Source organism: Duganella sp. GW821-FHT01E12, assembly GCF_059422325.1.
In genome coordinates this window covers 177,616-195,288 of record NZ_JBWKWR010000010.1, presented here as the reverse complement: position 1 = coordinate 195,288, position 17,673 = coordinate 177,616, and the positions used below count along the sequence as shown (strand labels likewise).

Genomic DNA, 17,673 nt, shown 5'->3' with positions numbered 1-17,673 from the left:
ACTATCACTATCAAAACAGGTCGATCTCGCCACCCACCGGCGCCACCTTGAGGCGGCTGGCGTATTCGATCTCGCGCTTGGCCAGGGTGTCGTTGTGGGTCTGCATCAGCTTCTTGACCAGCACCTTGCCGGTGCGCGGGAAGAAGTACACCTTGCGCGGGTGGACGTCGTTCAAGTCCTCGGCCACCACGCGGATCTTCTCGACCTTGAGGAAGTTCAGCACGAAGGCCGCGTTGCGCTCGCCGACGTTGATGGCGGTGAAGCCCTTGAGCACGGCGCCGCCGCCGAACACCTTGGCCTCCATGTTCTCGCGCTTGGCGCCGGCCTTGAGCAAATCGTTGATCAGGATTTCCATCGCGTAGGTGCCGTAGCGGGCCGAGGCCGACACCGGGCTGTTGGTGTCGCTGCCGCCGTCGGGCAGCATGAAGTGGTTCATGCCGCCCAGGCCGGTGACCCGGTCGCGGATGCAGGCCGACACGCAGGAGCCCAGCACGGTCACGATCAACATGTCCTTGTTGGTGAAGTAGTACTCGCCGGGCAGGATCTTGGCCGCTTCACAGTCGAACGTCCTGTCGTAATACACGTTCGTGGCAAATTGTTCGAGGTCCATGTTTTACTCTCATGTGCGTTGCGATGCTTTGAGGGCAGCGCCACGGTGTTGATCGTCCAGCTCGTACACCGTCTTGCCGCGTAGTTTGAGCGACTCCGACACGTAGAGGAAATTCTCCGAATGGCCCGCGAACAGCAGGGCGTCCGGTTTCATCAGGGGGACAAAGCGGGACAGGATCTTGCGCTGCGTGGCCTTGTCAAAGTAAATCATCACGTTGCGGCAAAAGATCACGTCGAACGGGCCGCTGATCGGCCAGTTGTCGGCCAGCAGGTTGAGCTGCTTGAAGGTGATCATGTTGCGCAGCTCGGGCCGCACGCGCGCCATGCCCTCGCGGTCGCCCTTGCCCTTGAGGAAAAAGCGGCGCGAGCGCTCGGGCGACATCTTGTCCAGCCGGTCCATCGTGTAGACGCCGTTGGCGGCCGTGGCCAGCACATTGGTGTCGATGTCGGTGGCGATGATGTGGCAGTTGGGCGTGAGCGTGTTGAACGCCTCGCACACGGTCATGGCGATCGAGTACGGTTCCTCGCCGGTCGAGCTGGCCGAGCACCAGATGCTGATCGGCTCGCGCTTGTGCTTGACGTGTTCGGCCAGCAGCGGAAAATGGTGGGCCTCGCGGAAGAACGAGGTCAGGTTGGTGGTCAGCGCGTTGGTGAACGACTCCCATTCCTCGCCCAGCCGGCCGGCCTCCAGATCGTCCAGGTACTTGCCGAAGGAGCCGATGCCGGTGGCGCGCAAACGCCGCGCCAGGCGGCTGTACACCATCTCTTGCTTGCTGTCGGCCAGCGAGATGCCGGCCCGTTTGTAGATCAGGCCGCGGACGCGTTCGAAGTCCTTGGCGTTGAAATCAAACTCTTTGACGGTGTCTTTGGTTTGCGGCATGTTCTGTATTCCTTAATCTAAAACCAACAATGCCTGCGACGGCGCCGCTGGCGCCGCCTTGCTGCGGACTGCTTAAAACTCTTCCCACTCGTCGCCGGCGGCCGGCGCGGCCGGCGCCAGCTTTTTCGGCGCGGCCGGCTTGGCGGCCGCCACGGCCGGACGCGGGGCCGGGGCCGGACGGGCGCTGACGGCCGGCGCCGGACGCGGGGCCGGCACGGCCGGGGCCGGACGGCGCACCTGGTCGTGCGACAGCTTGAAGATGCTCACCGCCTGGGCCAGCATCTCGGCCTGTTCCTGCATGCTCTCGGCCGCCGCGGCGGCCTCCTCCACCAGCGCGGCGTTCTGCTGGGTCATCTCGTCCATCTGGGTGATGGCCTGGTTGACCTCCTCGATGCCGTTGCTCTGTTCCTGGGTGGCGGCGGTGATCTCGCCCATGATGTCGGCCACCTGGCGGATCGAGGTGACGATCAGGCCCATGGTCTGGCCGGCCTCGTCGACCAGCTTGCTGCCGGCGTCGACCTTGTCGACCGAGTCGCCGATCAGCTCCTTGATTTCCTTGGCCGCGCCGGCCGAGCGCTGCGCCAGGTTGCGCACCTCGGACGCCACCACCGCGAAGCCGCGGCCCTGCTCGCCCGCGCGCGCCGCCTCGACCGCCGCGTTCAAGGCCAGGATGTTGGTCTGGAAGGCGATGCCGTCGATCACGCCGATGATGTCGACGATCTTGCTGGAGCTGGCCTTGATCGAGCCCATGGTCTCGACCACCTGCGCCACCACGGTGCCGCCCTTCTCCGCCACCGACGAGGCGGTCACGGCCAGCTGGTTGGCCTGGCGCGCGTTGTCGGCGTTCTGCTTGACGGTGGAGGTCAGTTCCTCCATCGACGAGGCGGTCTCCTCGAGCGAGCTGGCCTGCGACTCGGTGCGGGCCGACAGGTCGGCGTTGCCGGAGGCGATCTCCTGCGAGGCGGTCGAGATCAGGTCGGTGCCGCTGCGCACGTCGCCGACCGTCTTGGCCAGGCTGTCGTTCATGTCCTTGAGCGCCTGCAGCAGTTCGCTGGTCTCGTCCTTGCCCTCGACCTGGACCTGCGAGGTCAGCTCGCCGGCCGCCACCTTCTGCGCCACCTCGACCGCGCCCGACAGCGGCACCGTGATCGAGCGCGTGATCACCACCGCGCAGGCCACGCCGATCGCCACCGCGACCGCGCCCAGCAGGAACAACATCATCATCAGGCTGCGGTCGGCCGTGACCGAGCTGTCCATCACGTCGCGCGCGGCGGCCTGCTGCATGTCGACCAGCTTGTTGATCAGCGCCAGCGTCTGCTGGTTGAGCGGATCGATGCGGCCGGAGATGACCTTGGCCGCGCCCTCGCTGTTGAACGCCAGCACCTGGCCGATGGCTTCCTTGAAGGCCTTGTCGACGTCGGCGTCCAGCGCGGCGATGTCGGCCAGCGCCTTCTTCTCGTTGTCGTTCAGGCCCAGCGCCCTCAGGTCGGCCTGCGCTTTTTCATAGCGGGCGCGCTGGTCCTTGACCTTCTGCTCTTCCTTCTGCATCAGGCTGACGTCCGACTGCAGGCCGATGTTGCGCATCGCGATGCCGGTCTCGAGCATCGCGCTCTTCATCGCGCCGGCCTGCAGGTTTTTCTGGGTCGACAGTTCCAGCCCGCGCGTGAGCTTGCCCTTGTTGCTGTAGTTCAGATAATTGGTCATCAGGACCATGGCCACCAGGATGGCCAGGATGGCGCCGAAGCCCAGGCGCAGCCGTGCGCCGATTTTGAAGTCGCGTAAATTCATGTTGTTTCTCCCCTATGCTGTCTGTGCTTGTCCGCCGGGCACTGCTTGCGGACCCCGTTATTGTGTAGTGGATGGTGCGCGCTCTGTGGCCGCTGCCGTGCGACTGCGCTGGGGCGTGGGCTAGGCCGCCAGCTGTTCCATCAAGCCCATCTCTGCGCTCGACATCAGTTTATCGATGTTCACCAGGATCAGCATACGCTCATCGATGGTGCCCAGTCCAATCATGTAGTCCGAACTGAAGGCCGTGCCCATCTCCGGCGCCGGCTTGACCTGCTCGGGCGTGAGCGTGGTCACGTCCGACACCGAGTCCACCACCATGCCGACGATGCGCCCGCCGATGTTGAGGATGATGACCACGGTGAACTGGTCGTACACGGGCGAGCCGAGGTTGAACTTGATGCGCATGTCGACCACCGGAATGATGATGCCGCGCAGGTTGATCACGCCCTTGATGAACTCGGGCGCGTTGGCGATCCGGGTCACCGTCTCGTAGCCGCGGATCTCCTGCACCTTGAGGATGTCGATGCCGTATTCCTCCGAACCGAGCGTGAAGGCCAGGTATTCGTGGCCGGCGATTTCGTTGGCCCCGGTGCTAAGTACGTCTGCCATGATGGTTTCCTTGGTGGGATTAGCTAAAAATCTGTTCGTCAGCGAGCTGACGGGAGGAGCGGATCAGGGCCGCCACGTCGAGGATCAGCGACACGCCGCCGTCGCCCAGGATGGTGGCGCCGGAGATGCCGGCCACCTTGCGGTAGTTCGATTCCAGGTTCTTGACCACCACCTGCTGCTGGCCGACCAGGTCGTCGATGAACAGGCCGGCCTTGCGGCCGTCGGTCTCGATGATGACCACGATGCCCTGGCAGGGGTCGGTGAAGCGCGGCGTGATGCCGAACATCTGGTACAGCGGCACCAGCGGCAGGTATTCGCCGCGCACCTTGATCACCCGGCCCTTGCCGGAGATTTCCTTGACGTCCTCCGGCGCCGGCTGCAGCGACTCGATGACAAAGCCCAGCGGCAGGATGTAGACCTCCTCGCCGACCCGGATCGACATGCCGTCCAGGATCGCCAGGGTCAGCGGCAGCGAGATCGAGATGGTGGTGCCGAAGCCCTTGGCCGAGCGGATGTCGACCACCCCGCCCATGGCCGTGATGTTGCGCTTGACCACGTCCATGCCCACGCCGCGGCCGGACACGTCGGTCACCTGCTCGGCGGTGGAGAAGCCGGGCGCGAAGATCAGCTGCCACACCTCGGCGTCGCTCATGTTCTCGGAGAGCGGCAAGCCGTTCTGCTGGGCCTTGGCCAGGATCTTCTCCCGGTTCAGGCCGCCGCCGTCGTCCGACACCTCGATGATGATGTTGCCGCCCTGGTGGGAGGCCGACAGGAACAAGCGGCCGGCGTCGCTCTTGCCGCCGGCGCGGCGCACCTCGGGCATCTCGATGCCGTGGTCGATGGAGTTGCGCACCAGGTGGGTCAGCGGATCGACGATGCGCTCGATCAGGCCCTTGTCCAGTTCGGTCGCGGCGCCGTTGGTGATGAAGTCGACCTTCTTGCCCAGCTTGGCCGCCAGGTCGCGCACCATGCGCGGGAAGCGCGAGAACACGAAGTCCATCGGCATCATGCGGATCGACATCACCGCTTCCTGCAGGTCGCGGGTGTTGCGGGTCAGCTGGCTCACGCTGTTCAACAGGCGCTCGTGCACCATCGGGTCCAGCGTGTCGACGCGCTGCTCGATCATCGCCTGCGTGATGACCAGCTCGCCCACCAGGTTGATCAGCTGGTCGACCTTTTCGATCGACACCCGGATCGACGACGACTCGGCGCCCGGGCCGGCCCCGGCCTTCTCCTCCTTCTTGGCGGCCTTTTTTTCCTCCTCGGCGGCGGCCTGCTGCTGCGCGGCCGGGGCCTCGATCACGATGCCGGCCGCGGCGCGGATCTGCTCGACCGGCTGGAAGAAGCCGTAGCCGCGGGCGTCGTCGGCGCCCTCCTCGGCGGCGGCGCGGATCTCCTCGAGCGGCTGGAAGAAGCCATAGCCTTCGCCGCTGCCGGCCGGGTGCAGCTCGGTCTCGTCGAAGAAGCCGTAGCCCAGCGCGCTCTCGACCTTGGCGCGTTCGGCGTTTTCCAGCCTGGCCTGTTTGGCGTCCAGCGCCGGCAGCTCGGTCACCACCATCTCGTCCGGGTTGAGCACGAAGGAGCAGATGGCGATGATGTCGTCCAGGCTCTCGTGGGTGGTGACCAGCATGGCGTTGCGCTCCTGGTCGAGCGGGGTGATGGACACATGGCCCATCAGGCCCAGCTCGGCGCCCAGCGCGGTCACCTCGCGGTGCGCCATGGCCGGCAGCTCCAGCCGGTAGCGGCGCCCGCCGCTGTGGTCGACCGCCTTGGCCTCGGCCGCGTGGAACGACGGCGCCACCGGCGCCAGCGCCGCCAGCGGCACGTCCTGCGCCAGCGACTGCAGCATCATGCGCACGTCGCCCACCGCGTCCTGGTCGACGGCCGCGCCGTGGCGGTGGCCGTCGAGCTGCATCTTGAGGATGTCCTTGGCCGCCAGGAAGGCGTCCACGTGCTCCGAGGTCAGCGCCATCTCGCCCTTGCGCACGCGGTCGAGCAGCGTCTCGAGGATGTGGGTGACCTCGGTCATGTCGGTGACGCCGAACGTGGAGGCGCCGCCCTTGACGGAGTGGGCGGTGCGGAAGATCGCGTTCAGGTCCTCGGGGTCGGGATGGTCGACGTCGACGGCCAGCAGCAGGCGCTCCATTTCAGCCAGCAGCTCCTCGGCCTCATCGAAAAAGACCTGGAAGAACTGGCTTATATCGATGGTCATGGGGATACTCCGTAAGTTTCGCTCAGCATCATTGCATGCGCCTTATCAGCCGATGACCTTCTTCACTACCTCGATGAGCCGCTGGGGATCGAAGGGCTTGACCAGCCAGCCGTTGGCGCCGGCGGCGCGGCCCTTGGCTTTCATCTCGTCGGACGATTCGGTGGTCAGCATCAGGATAGGGGTCTTCTGGTAGGCCGGCAGTTCGCGCAGCAGCTTGATCAGCTGCAGGCCGTCCATGCGCGGCATGTTCTGGTCGGTCAGCACCAGGTCGACGCTTTGCAGCTTGGCTTTTTCCAGGCCGTCCTGGCCGTCCACCGCTTCCACCACCAGGTAGCCGGCCGCCTTCAGGCTGAAGGCCACCATCTGGCGCAGGGAACTGGAATCATCAACTGCAAGTATTGTCTTGGCCATCTTTGCTCTCACTCATTAAATGCGGGACGCGGAGTCCGGGTAGTTCAATCGGCAGGTTGCGGCGTCTAGAATAATTCGATGTCGCCGCTCTCCAGGTGTTGTTGACTGACGGCCTTGCGCAGCACGCTGCGCAGCTCCAGGCTCTGGATCGCCAGCGCCATGCTGACCTTGCCCAGCAGCGCGACGATCTCCTCGTTGTCGCTCTCGGGCAGCATCTCGGCGCCGTGCGCGCCCAGCGTGCCGAGGAACTCGCGCAGGCCGGTCACGCGTTTCAGCGTGCGGTCGAGCAGCTGGCTGGTCATGTCCTGGAACTGCAGGCTGGTGATGGCGGCGTTCACATAGCCGCCCACCTGGCCCTGCAGCGATTCCAGTTGGGCGCGCTGCTCGGGCGTGGCGGTGCCGCCGTCCAGCAGCAGCCGGATCGTGGCTTGCTCGGCCTCGACCGCCTGGTGGATGGCCATGAAGTTGAAGGACAGCTTTTCGATCGCCTCCTCCAGCAGCAGGCCGGTCTGGATCAGGTCGGTCTCGACTTCGGTCAGATGCTTGCGCCCATGGTCGGACACGCCCGACAGCAGGCGCTTGACATGGGAGCCCAGGATTTTTTTTCTCGTCATAACAGTCTCGTCACTCCACCTGCTTTATTTGCGCACCGGCGGGCCGGACGGCGCGGGCGCCGGCGCCGGCGCCGCTTCGTCCGCGCCCACCTCCATCTGGCGGGCGCCGTCGCGCATCACGTTTTCCTCGGTGCGCTTGTTCATCACGATGATGCTGATGCGGCGGTTGATCGGGTTGAACGGATCGGCCTTGTCCAGGTGGGCGGCCGAGGCCAGGCCCACCACCCGCAGCACCTTGTTGTCGGCCATGCCGCCGGCGATGAGCTCGCGGCGCGAGGCGTTGGCGCGGTCGGCCGACAATTCCCAGTTGCTGTAGCCGGCGTCGCTCAAATACGGCGTCGAGTCGGTGTGGCCGGACAGGCCGATCTTGTTGGGCACGTCGTTCAGCACGAAGCCGATCGCGTGCAGGATCTCGCGCGTGTACGGTTGCAGCTCGGCCTTGGCCAGCGCGAACATCGGACGGTTCTGCTCGTCGACGATCTGGATCCGCAGGCCCTCGCTGGTGATGTCGAGCAGCAGCTGGTCCTTGTATTTCTTGAGCAGCGGGTTGGCCTCGATCTGCGCCTCGATCTTGGCCTTGAGCGCCTTGAGGCGCTGGTTCTCCTCGGCCTCCAGCGCGGCCTTGGCGGCGGTCAGGTTGAAGGTCTTCTTGACCAGCGGATCGTCGCTGGCCTTGACCTGGCCGTCGCGCCGGGTCAGGTCCTTGCCGCCGCCGGGGATCACCGACGAGCTGTCGCCGCTGCCCGAGCCGCCCTGCAGCGCCACCTTGAGCGGCGTCTTGAAGTATTCCGAGATGCCGTTCAGGTCGCCCTTGGTGGTCGAGCCGAGCAGCCACATCAGCAGGAAGAAGGCCATCATCGCCGTCACGAAGTCGGCGTACGCGATCTTCCAGGCGCCGCCATGGTGGCCGCCGCCGCCCTTCTTGATGCGCTTGACGATAATCGGCCGCAAGCCTTCTTCAGCCATGGCGATTCCTTAAGGTTGCTCGGGCGCTGACGCTCATGCGCGCGCTCACTTGGACTTCGATTTCTTGATATGGTCCTCCAGCTCGGCGAAGCTGGGGCGCTCGGTCGAGTACAGGACCTTGCGGCCGAACTCCACCGCCAGCGCCGGCGCGTAGCCGTTCAGGCTGGCCAGCAGCGTGACCTTCACGCACTGGTACATCTTGGTCGATTCGTCCAGCTTTTGTTCCAGCAGGCTGGCCAGCGGGCCGACGAAGCCGTAGGCCAGCAGGATGCCGAGGAAGGTGCCGACCAGCGCGTGCGCGATCAGGATGCCCAGCTCGGCCGGCGGCAAGCCCACCGATTCCATCGTGTGCACCACGCCCATCACCGCGGCCACGATGCCGAAGGCCGGCATGCCGTCGCCCAGCTTGGCGATGGCGTGCGCCGGCACGGCGTGCTCGTGGTGGTGGGTCTCGATCTCGTTGTCCATCAGGTTCTCGATCTGGAACGCATCCATATTACCGGACACCATCAGGCGCAGGTAGTCGGTCATGAACTCGACGATGTGATGGTCCTCCAGCACGCTCGGATACTTGCTGAACAGCGGGCTCTGCTCCGGGCTGTCGATATCGCCTTCGATCGACATCAAGCCTTCCTTGCGCACCTTGGACAGCACATCGAACAGCAGCGACATCAGCTCCATGTACAAGTCGCGGGTGTAGCGCGAGCCCTTGAACAGGGTGGGAATCGCGGCCAGCGTGGCCTTCAGGGCCTTGGCGTTGTTGCCGACCAGGAAAGCGCCAAGCGCGCCGCCGCCTATCATCACCAGCTCCAGCGGCTGCAGCAGTGCGGCCAGATGCCCGCCATTCATGGCGAAGCCGCCGAACACGCCGACGCAGACCACTACATATCCAATTATGACTAACAAAGCGCCCTGACTCCCCGGTATGAAAACGGGCGGTATCATACCTAACAATCGCCCGATTTCAATAAATTTACATGTAGAACTACAATAGCGTGACTAGGGGGGAGCGGGCAAGTGAATAACGCGAAATGATGCTTAAAAGTACCATATGTAGAGGGCATCCTCGGCCCCTGTGGCGTGGATGGTGCGGTCGGGCGCACGGGCGTCGATAGCGAATTCGTAGCTGGCCAGCATGGCGCCGGGCCGCATCTCGGCCGCCGCCTTGCGCCACAGGCCGGGCATGGCGGCCGGCGACAGGTAGGCGAACACCAGCGTGTAGCGGCCGAAATCGAGCTTTTCGTAATCGCCCAGGGTGAAGCGGGCGCGGCTGCCGCTGGCGGCCGCGCGCAGCCGGCTGACCAGCCACGGCAGCGGCGCCAGCTCGATGCCCTCGCACCCGGCGTCCGGCCGCTGGCGCGCCAGGTACAGCACCAGCCCGCCCAGGCCGCTGCCGATATCGATCACCCGCGGCGGCGCGCCGCCGGCCGCCGGTGGCGGCAGAATTTGACGTACCGCATCCCACACCGCCGGCTGCGACGGGTAGTACGGCACCTGGGTGCGGAAGGTCGACCAGTACAGGCCGAGCAGAAACAGGAAGCCGGCCAGGAACAGCCACGGCGGCAGCCGCAGCGCCAGCGCGGCCAGCAGCGCGACCGGGAACAGCAGCTGGATGGCGCGCCACCACGCGGCCAGGCCCAGCTTCCAGGTCAGGCCGGCCGCCAGCAGGCCCTGCACGGCGGCCGCGCTCCACACATCGACGGGTAAACGAAAACTGGCCATCACATAGAGGATGGCCAGCGTCAGCGGCGCGGCGCCGCATTGAATCAGCAGCGCCCGCACGGCGGGCGCGCGGGCGATGCGCGCCAGGTAGGGATCGGGACCGGGCCGGCTCACGCGGCCAGGACATCGGCGTCGCGCGCCTTCTTGGTCTTGCCGGCGCGCGAGGGCATGTGGCACAGGCCGCAGACATAGCTGCCGTTCAGGTCCATGCAGTTGACCACGAACTTGCCCTGGCACTTGCCGCACGGGGCCAGCTCCAGCATCTTGCCGCTGAAGAAGCGCACCAGGGTCCAGGCGCGCGTCAGCGACAGCAGCGGCTCCTCCCCTGCCTCCGGCGGCATTTGTTCCAGGTACAGCTTGTAGGCTTTCATGACCGCCTCGATGCCGGTGGCGCCGGCGTGCTCGGTCAGGAATTTGTGGATGTTGATGAACAGCGAGGAATGGATGTTGGGCTGCCAGGTCAGGAACCAGTCGGTGGAGAAGGGCAGCATGCCCTTGGGCGGCGACACGCCCTTGAGTTCCTTGTACAGCTTGAGCAGGCGCTCGCGCGACAGCGACACTTCGGACTCCAGCAACTGCAGGCGCGCGCCAAGCTGGATCAGTTCGATGGCCAGCTGGATTTCCTGGGCTTCCGTCACTACGCTTTTCTTGCTCATGATCCGCTCCGGCGCGTGGGTTAAGCGATTTCTTCGACGGCCTGGCCGGCCATCAGGATGGCGGCGTGCGACTGGGCCAGCACGCGGTCTTTATTGTAGTTGGTCAGCATCGACAGGATGGCGCTGTCGTCGAAGCGGAAGCGGGCCAGCATCATGTTGCCGCCTGCCAGTTTCAGGATTTGCGCGTTGCTCATGCCTTCGATCAGGTCGGCGATCTCGGCGGCGATGCCGAGGCGGAAGATCGCGGTGACTTTGTCGGCGCGGATCATCTGCTGGGCCAACATCAGGTAGCTCAGGTTGGCGTCGCGAATTTCAGCCATCATATCGTTAGCGGTCATTTCCATCTCCTAGTCCGTTATCTGCACTGCGGAACACAATTGCGTTTCCAGTGAGATACATTCTGCGGGAGCAACAAAAATACGAGTAGAGGATGTCCTCCGTATTTTTCGTCGGGAAATAGCGAACGCGACCCGTCGGTGTTTGTCTGACAAACACACGCGAATCACTCATCAACGCCCTTGCGGCGCCGGTTTGCTAAGGTCCAAGATCTTCAAAAAAGCCCTGTCATGAAACGAAAAATAATGCGATTCAGCGACTCTTTTTTGCTACATCTAACCCGGTTACGGCAGCTTTTCCAGGAACTTTAGGGTTCCGCTGAAAATATTTTGAACTATTTTCGACTCGCTTCCTGCAACCTGATGGCGCTTTTCCGCTCATCATGAATCTGGTAACGGCAGCGTTTTGGGGAACTTGAGGGTTTTTTTGAAAAAAATCGAAAATAATTTAAAAAAAGCCGCAAAGCCAGCATCCATGCGGGTTTGCGGGCGCCCCGCCGGCCCGGGGTCCGGCCCCGTGCGGAGTCGGGCCCCGGTTTTTCGGGTTACACTGGCAACTTATTGAAGCCTAAAGCATTTGACCACCCTTGCAAGAAGGTTACATAATGACAACTCGCAACGACTGCCTGGACCGCGACGCGCAAGATCCGCTCGCCGCGCTGCGCGACCAGTTCGACCTGCCCGACCGTGTGATTTATCTGGATGGCAACTCTTTAGGCGCCCGCCCCAAGGCCGCGCTGGCCCGCGCGCAGGACGTGATCGCCCGGGAATGGGGCCATGACCTGATCCGCAGCTGGAACAGCGCCGGCTGGTTCGACCTGCCCAAGCGCCTGGGCAACCGCCTGGCCACGCTGATCGGCGGCGCCGTCGGCGAGGTGGTGGTCACCGACACCACCTCGGTCAACCTGTTCAAGGCGCTGGCCGCCGCGCTGCACATGCAGGCCGGCGATCCGGCCAGCGCCGCGCGCCGCGTGATCGTCACCGAACGCTCCAACTTCCCCACCGACATCTACATGGCCCAGGGCCTGAGTACCTGGCTGGAGCGCGGCTACAGCGTCAAGCTGGTCGACTCGGTGGACGAACTGCCGGCCGCCATCGGCGCCGACACCGCCGTCGTCCTGCTCACCCACGTCAACTACCGCACCGGCTACCAGCACGACATGCGCGCCACCAGCGCCCTGGCCCACGCGGCCGGCGCGCTGATCGTCTGGGACCTGGCGCACTCGGCCGGCGCGGTGCCGGTCGACCTGAACGCCGACGGCGCCGACCTGGCCGTGGGCTGCACCTATAAATACCTGAACGGCGGCCCCGGTTCGCCGGCCTTCATCTGGGTGCCGCGCAAGCACCAGGAGCGCTTCCAGCAGCCACTGTCGGGCTGGTGGGGCCACGCCGCCCCGTTCGCCATGGCGCCCGACTTCGCGCCCACCGACGGCATCGGCCGCGCGCTGTGCGGCACGCAGCCGGTGGTGTCGCTGGCGATGGTCGAGTGCGGCCTGGACGTGTTCGCCAAGACCAGCATGGCCGCCATCCGCGCCAAGTCGCTGGCCTTGACCGACCTGTTCATCATGCTGGTCGAGCAGCGCTGCGCCGACCATCCGCTGGGGCTGGTCACGCCGCGCGAACACGCGCGCCGCGGCAGCCAGGTCAGCTTCACCCATCCGCACGGCTACGCGGTGATGTCGGCGCTGATCGCGCGCGGCGTCATCGGCGACTACCGCGAGCCGGCCATCATGCGCTTCGGCTTCACGCCGCTGTACACCAGCTATGCCGACGTCTGGGACGCGGTGGAGATCCTGCGCGACATCCTCGACCGCAAAGACTACAACGTCGACATCATGCGCGACGCAGTGACCTGATAACGAGATAAACAATATGAGCGATTCCAAACCAACCACCAGCGGCTGCCCGATGCACGCGGCCGCCGGCAGCGCCGAATGGCACGGCGCGCAGATGGACTTCAGCAACTCGATGAGCTACGGCGACTACCTGGGCCTGGACCAGATCCTCACCGCCCAGCACCCGCTGTCGCCCAACCACAACGAGATGCTGTTCATCGTCCAGCACCAGACCAGCGAACTGTGGATGAAACTGATGCTGCATGAAATGCACGCGGTGCGCAGCCACCTGCAATCGGACGACCTGGCCCCGGCCTTCAAGATGCTGGCCCGCGTGGCCCGCATCATGGACCAGCTGGTGCATGCCTGGGACGTGCTGGCGACGATGACGCCGCCCGAATACACGGCCATCCGCCCCTACCTGGGCGCCTCGTCGGGCTTCCAGTCCTACCAGTACCGCGAGATCGAGTTCATACTCGGCAACAAGAACGCCGCGCTGCTCAACGTCCACACCACCGCGCCCGCCGCGTTCGCCGTGCTGGACAAGGCGCTGCGCGAACCCTCGGTCTACGACGAGGCGATCAAGCTGCTGGCCCGCAACGGCCTGCCGGTCGCCGCCGAACGCCTGAACGCCGACTGGACCCAGCCGACCGTCGCCGACGAATCCGTCAAGAACGCGTGGCTGGAAGTCTACCGCGACCCCAGCCGCCACTGGGCGCTGTACGAGCTGGCCGAAAAACTGGTCGACCTGGAGACCGCGTTCCGCTACTGGCGCTTCCGCCACGTCACCACGGTCGAGCGCATCATCGGCTTCAAGACCGGCACGGGCGGCACGGCCGGCGTCAGCTACCTGCGCAAGATGCTGGACGTGGTGCTGTTCCCCGAACTGTTCGCCCTGCGCACCGCCCTCTGAGATTGCCGCGAGAATACACATACCGGGGGTATGTGTATCCTCCTTCTAGCAAACCTGCTGATCTTTTTACTGAATTCGCCTGAAACGAACTTCCTCTGCCTGCCACTGTCTAACTCAGTAGCCGGAAGCAGAAATCAGGCAGTTTCAGTAAGGAGAACAGCATGGTTGCGACAATGAGTGTGAATGTCTCCCCCTCCACCCTGCTCGCGCTGATGGAGCGGCTGCGCGAGACCGGCGCGAACATCGATCCGGCCGAAGCCGTCGATGCCGCAATACGCCAGTGGCTCGCAACGCCGCTCCCGGCATCGGACGCCGCACCGCGCGGCTACCAATGGAAAACGCTGTTCCTGCCTGAAGGCACATGGCTGCGCATGGCCTTGCGCGGCGACCATGAATACGCCATCGTCGAAGGCGACCGCATCATGTACAAAGGCCGCTCCGTCTCCCCCAACCAATTCGCCAGCGGCTACGCCGACAGCGTGCGCAACGCCTGGCGGGACATCTCCATCCGCATGCCCGGCGAAAAGAACTGGAAATTGGCCGGCCTGCGCCGCCGCGAACTGGCACGCGCCGCAGCGCCAGCGGCAGCGGCACCGCCCACACCCGTTGCTGCAAGCATTCCGGCCGCCGCGCAGCCCCAAGTCATTGCCAGCGCGCCGTGCGCGGCACCCGCGCCAGCGCCATCATTGCCGCCTGAAGGGACGCCGTCCTCCCCGCCCCTGCCCCTGCCCCGCGACCCCGCCCCCGGCCGAGGCTGGACGGAGCCAGAGCGCAGAAAATTCCGCTTCCGCCTTGAAGACGTCGCATTCGATTGAAGGCGATTGTCCACGCTTGCGCAAACTGCCGGCGCCTGCAAAAATCCCGCGCCGCGCCAAGGTAAGATAAACACCATCTTACCCAGCAAGGAAAACGCATGGACTACGAAGTACTGACCCTGGCCGGCCTGTGGAACTCCGGCCCCGCCCACTGGCAAACGCAGTGGGAAAGCAAGCACCCCGGCTGGGTCCGCGTGCCGCACCGCGACTGGGAAACGCCCGACCGCGCCGAATGGGTGGCCGAGCTGGACGCCGCCATCGCCCGCTGCAAACGCCCGCCGGTGCTGGCCGCGCACAGCCTGAGCTGCTCGCTGGTCGGCCGCTGGGCCGCCTCCGGGTCGCCGCTGAAGATCGCCGGCGCCTTCCTGGTCGCCCCCAGCGACACCGACGCCTCCGGCTACCCCGGCTGCACCACCGGCTTCCAGCCCATGCTGCTGGCACACCTGCCCTTCCCCAGCATCGTCATCGCCAGCAGCGACGACCAGTACGTCAGCCCGCAGCGCGCCCGCCAGTTCGCGCAAGCCTGGGGCAGCGAGCACGTCGAGATCGGCAACGCCGGCCACATCAACGGCGACGCCGGCTACGGCCCCTGGCCCGAAGGCGAACGCCTGCTGCGCGATTTCTGCGCAAAGCTGCAACGCTGAGGGAACTCCCGCGCCGGCCGGCCCTCTAACTAGGCATCACGCACAAGGAGGGAAGAAACATGAACCATCATCTCCGCCACTGCGCAGCCGCCGCCGGCCTGCTGCTCATGGCCATGACGGCCAGCGCCGTCACCTACACCGCCATCCTCACCGGCCCGCAGGAGTCTCCGCCCAACAGCTCGCCGGGCATAGGCGCGGCGGTCGTCGCGTTCGACGCCGCCACCCACGTGCTGCAGGTGGACGTGGCCTTCAGCGGCCTGCTCGGCCCCAGCACCGCCGCGCACATCCACTGCTGCACCACCACGCCGGACGCCGGCACCGCCGGCATCGCCACGGAAACCCCGACCCTCGGCGGCTTCCCCATGGGCGTGCTGAACGGCGCCTACAGCAACAGCTACAACACCTCGCTGATGGGCAGCTGGAACCCGGCCTTCATCAGCAGCCACGGCGGCACCACGGCCGGCGCGGAAGCGGCCTTCGGCGCCGGCCTGGCCAGCGGCGCAGCCTATCTCAACATCCACAGCAGCACATATCCGGGCGGCGAAATCCGCGGCTTCCTGATGGCCGCACCGGTGCCCGAACCCGCCATGCTGGGCATGCTGGGCCTGGGCGTGCCGGCCGTGCTGCTGATGGCGCGGCGCCGCCGCAAGGCCTAGCTAGCGCGCCGCGCCAACCAGCGGCAGCTCGACATAGCTGTCGTGGTAGACGCGCTGGGTCGCCTTCTTGTAGTCGCCCGGCTGGGCGTAGAAGATGTTCGGCACAAAGGTCTGCGGGTTGCGGTCGTACAGCGGGAACCAGCTCGACTGCACCTGCACCATGATGCGGTGCCCCGGCAGGAACACATGGTTGGCGGTCGGCATGGCGAAGGTGTAAGGCAGGGCCGTGTTGGCGGCGATCGGCTTGGCCGTCTCCAGGCTCTCGCGGTAGCGGCCACGGAAGATGTCGGCCGACACCATCAACTGGTAGCCGCCCATCTCCGGCTGCGCCGCCACCTGGTCCGGGTAGACGTCGATCAGCTTGACGACCCAGTCCGCGTCGCTGCCGCTGGTGGCGGCGAGCAGGTGCGCCACCGGCTCGCCGCTGATCTTCACCGGCGCCGTCAGCACGTCCGTCGTGTAGCTCAGCACATCGGTGCGGCCGGACGCCTCGCGCTGGTCGTCCACCAGCCAGCGCGGCCACGTCTGTCCCTTGGCCTCGTCGTAGCCATACGGCGCGATCGGCCGCGCGCGGTACGGCACCGGCTTGGCCGGATCGGACACATACTCGTCGAACGCGGCCCGCTGCGCCGGCGCCGAAGCCGGCCGGGACGCCTCGTTGGTCAGCCGCAGCTTGCCGCCGGCCGCCAGCCTCAGCGTGGCCGGCGCGATCGCGCAGCCGCTGGCGCAGCCGCTCGGCCAGCTGTTGAGCGACCGCCACTTGTTGCTGCCCGTCTCGAACGCCGTCACCGGCGCGATCTGCGCGGGCGGCGCATCGTCCTTCAGATAGCGGTCCAGGAAAGGCCGCAGAACCTCCTGCCGGAAGTGCAGCGCCGTGTCGCTGTTGAAGCGCAGCGCGCCCAGACGACTGCCCTCGCCGATGGCGCCGCCATGGTTCCACGGCCCCATCGCCAGGTACACCTTGTTGTCCTGGTCGTGCGGCTTGATCGCCTTGTACACCGCGATCGCGCCATAGATATCCTCGGCATCCCACAGGCTGTGCACCAGCAGGGTCGGCACCGTCACCGGCTGCCGCGCCAGTATCTTGTCCATCGCCTGCGCGCTCCAGAACGCGTCGTAGCTGGGATGCGCAACGATCTTGCGCCAGAAGCCGCTCTGCTCCACGCCGCGCTGGCGCGCCAGCTCGCCCACCGAACCGGCGCGCATGAAGGTATCGTAATCGTCGAAATGCGAGGTGTACCACTTGGCCTCGTTGCGCCGCGTGACCACCTGCTCCAGCACGTACGACAGGTTGACCTGCCGAAACGCGCCGTTGTGGAACCAGTCGTCGCCGCGCCAGCCGTCCACCATCGGGTTCATCGGCACGGCCGCCTTCAGCGCCGGATGCGGGTGGACCAGCGCCATCAGCGGCAAAAAGCCGTCGTACGAAATGCCGATGATGCCGACCTTGCCATTGGTCTCGGGGATGTTCTTGACCAGCCAGTCGATGGTGTCCCAGGTGTCGGTGGCATGGTCGACCGGCGTCGAATTGAGCGCGCTGCCACTCAGCGGCCGGTTCATCACATAATCGCCCTCGGAGCCGTACTTGCCGCGCACATCCTGCACCACGCGGATATAGCCGCCCTCGGCGATGACGTCGGCCGCGTTGTCATAGCCCTGCAGCATGGACTCCATCTGCGAGCTCTCGTTGTGGCTGGTCAGCTCGACCGCGTTGTAGGGCGTGCGCGTCAGCAGGATGGGCGCGTGGCTGGCCTTGCGCGGCACGATGACCACGGTGTTGAGCTTGACGCCGTCGCGCATCGCTATCATCACGCTGCGCTTGACGTAGTCGAGGCCGTCCAAGGGCGCCTTGAACTCGTCCGGCGTCTCGCTCGGCAATGCGGGGTAAAGGGGAACGGCCGCCACGCCCGGCGTCGACGCCGGCAGCTGGGCCAGAACGGCAGGTGCGGATACAACAAGGGCGCCAGTCAGCGCCCATAGGATCTTTTTCATGTACATCCCGGGAGTG

At 65.6% G+C, this 17,673-nt stretch carries 18 protein-coding genes; 5 read left to right on the top strand and 13 right to left on the bottom strand.

Annotated features, from left to right (window positions below; genetic code table 11):
- Positions 1-10: 10 nt before the first annotated feature.
- The 12 genes from cheD to flhD form a co-directional block, all read right to left on the bottom strand.
- A complete protein-coding gene (gene cheD / locus AC07WS_RS24275) occupies positions 11-610 on the bottom strand; it encodes a chemoreceptor glutamine deamidase CheD (RefSeq protein ID WP_494731539.1) in 600 nt (199 codons plus the stop codon).
- 9 nt (positions 611-619) lie between these two features.
- On the bottom strand, positions 620-1,489 hold the full coding sequence (locus tag AC07WS_RS24270) for a CheR family methyltransferase (RefSeq protein WP_494731538.1): 870 nt from the start codon (positions 1,487-1,489) through the stop codon (positions 620-622).
- Positions 1,490-1,561: 72 nt separating this feature from the next.
- Positions 1,562-3,277, bottom strand: coding sequence for a methyl-accepting chemotaxis protein (locus AC07WS_RS24265; protein ID WP_494731537.1), 1,716 nt, complete (start codon positions 3,275-3,277; stop codon positions 1,562-1,564).
- 120 nt (positions 3,278-3,397) lie between these two features.
- Entirely contained in the window at positions 3,398-3,886 is a 489-nt protein-coding gene (locus AC07WS_RS24260; RefSeq protein WP_494731536.1) for a chemotaxis protein CheW, read from the bottom strand.
- Positions 3,887-3,905: 19 nt separating this feature from the next.
- Positions 3,906-6,098: a chemotaxis protein CheA gene (gene cheA, locus AC07WS_RS24255; protein WP_494731535.1), complete on the bottom strand. Its 2,193-nt coding sequence runs from the start codon at positions 6,096-6,098 to the stop codon at positions 3,906-3,908.
- A gap of 45 nt (positions 6,099-6,143) precedes the next feature.
- Positions 6,144-6,509, bottom strand: coding sequence for a response regulator (locus AC07WS_RS24250; protein WP_008450079.1), 366 nt, complete (start codon positions 6,507-6,509; stop codon positions 6,144-6,146).
- Between the two features lie 65 nt (positions 6,510-6,574).
- On the bottom strand, positions 6,575-7,123 hold the full coding sequence (locus AC07WS_RS24245) for a chemotaxis protein (RefSeq protein WP_494731534.1): 549 nt from the start codon (positions 7,121-7,123) through the stop codon (positions 6,575-6,577).
- Positions 7,124-7,147: 24 nt separating this feature from the next.
- Positions 7,148-8,089 carry a flagellar motor protein MotB gene (motB, locus tag AC07WS_RS24240; RefSeq protein WP_494731533.1) on the bottom strand — a complete coding sequence of 314 codons (942 nt, stop codon included), beginning with the start codon at positions 8,087-8,089 and terminating at the stop codon, positions 7,148-7,150.
- 45 nt (positions 8,090-8,134) lie between these two features.
- Positions 8,135-8,995, bottom strand: coding sequence for a flagellar motor stator protein MotA (gene motA / locus AC07WS_RS24235; RefSeq protein WP_494731532.1), 861 nt, complete (start codon positions 8,993-8,995; stop codon positions 8,135-8,137).
- Between the two features lie 132 nt (positions 8,996-9,127).
- Entirely contained in the window at positions 9,128-9,925 is a 798-nt protein-coding gene (locus AC07WS_RS24230; protein WP_494731531.1) for a class I SAM-dependent methyltransferase, read from the bottom strand.
- Positions 9,922-10,467 carry a flagellar transcriptional regulator FlhC gene (flhC, locus tag AC07WS_RS24225; RefSeq protein WP_161092992.1) on the bottom strand — a complete coding sequence of 182 codons (546 nt, stop codon included), beginning with the start codon at positions 10,465-10,467 and terminating at the stop codon, positions 9,922-9,924. Before flhC ends, AC07WS_RS24230 begins: the two co-directional genes overlap by 4 nt.
- Positions 10,468-10,487: 20 nt before the next feature.
- Positions 10,488-10,805, bottom strand: a complete 318-nt coding sequence (flhD, locus tag AC07WS_RS24220; protein WP_008450090.1) for a flagellar transcriptional regulator FlhD — start codon at positions 10,803-10,805, stop codon at positions 10,488-10,490.
- A gap of 602 nt (positions 10,806-11,407) precedes the next feature.
- On the opposite strand from flhD, the gene kynU reads away from it, so the two are divergent.
- From kynU to AC07WS_RS24195, 5 genes are all read left to right on the top strand, one after another.
- Complete coding sequence (gene kynU / locus AC07WS_RS24215) at positions 11,408-12,658, top strand: kynureninase (protein ID WP_494731530.1); 1,251 nt, start codon at positions 11,408-11,410, stop codon at positions 12,656-12,658.
- A gap of 16 nt (positions 12,659-12,674) precedes the next feature.
- Positions 12,675-13,550, top strand: coding sequence for a tryptophan 2,3-dioxygenase (gene kynA / locus AC07WS_RS24210; RefSeq protein WP_494731529.1), 876 nt, complete (start codon positions 12,675-12,677; stop codon positions 13,548-13,550).
- Positions 13,551-13,711: 161 nt separating this feature from the next.
- Positions 13,712-14,365, top strand: coding sequence for a hypothetical protein (locus tag AC07WS_RS24205; RefSeq protein WP_494731528.1), 654 nt, complete (start codon positions 13,712-13,714; stop codon positions 14,363-14,365).
- A 98-nt stretch (positions 14,366-14,463) separates the two neighbouring features.
- Positions 14,464-15,009 (top strand): RBBP9/YdeN family alpha/beta hydrolase, encoded by a 546-nt coding sequence (locus AC07WS_RS24200; RefSeq protein WP_494731527.1) that lies wholly within the window; start codon positions 14,464-14,466, stop codon positions 15,007-15,009.
- Between the two features lie 59 nt (positions 15,010-15,068).
- Positions 15,069-15,665, top strand: coding sequence for a CHRD domain-containing protein (locus AC07WS_RS24195; RefSeq protein WP_494731526.1), 597 nt, complete (start codon positions 15,069-15,071; stop codon positions 15,663-15,665).
- Here the strand turns inward: AC07WS_RS24195 and AC07WS_RS24190 are convergent, their stop codons facing one another.
- Entirely contained in the window at positions 15,666-17,657 is a 1,992-nt protein-coding gene (locus AC07WS_RS24190; RefSeq protein ID WP_494731525.1) for a CocE/NonD family hydrolase, read from the bottom strand.
- Positions 17,658-17,673 lie beyond the last annotated feature (16 nt).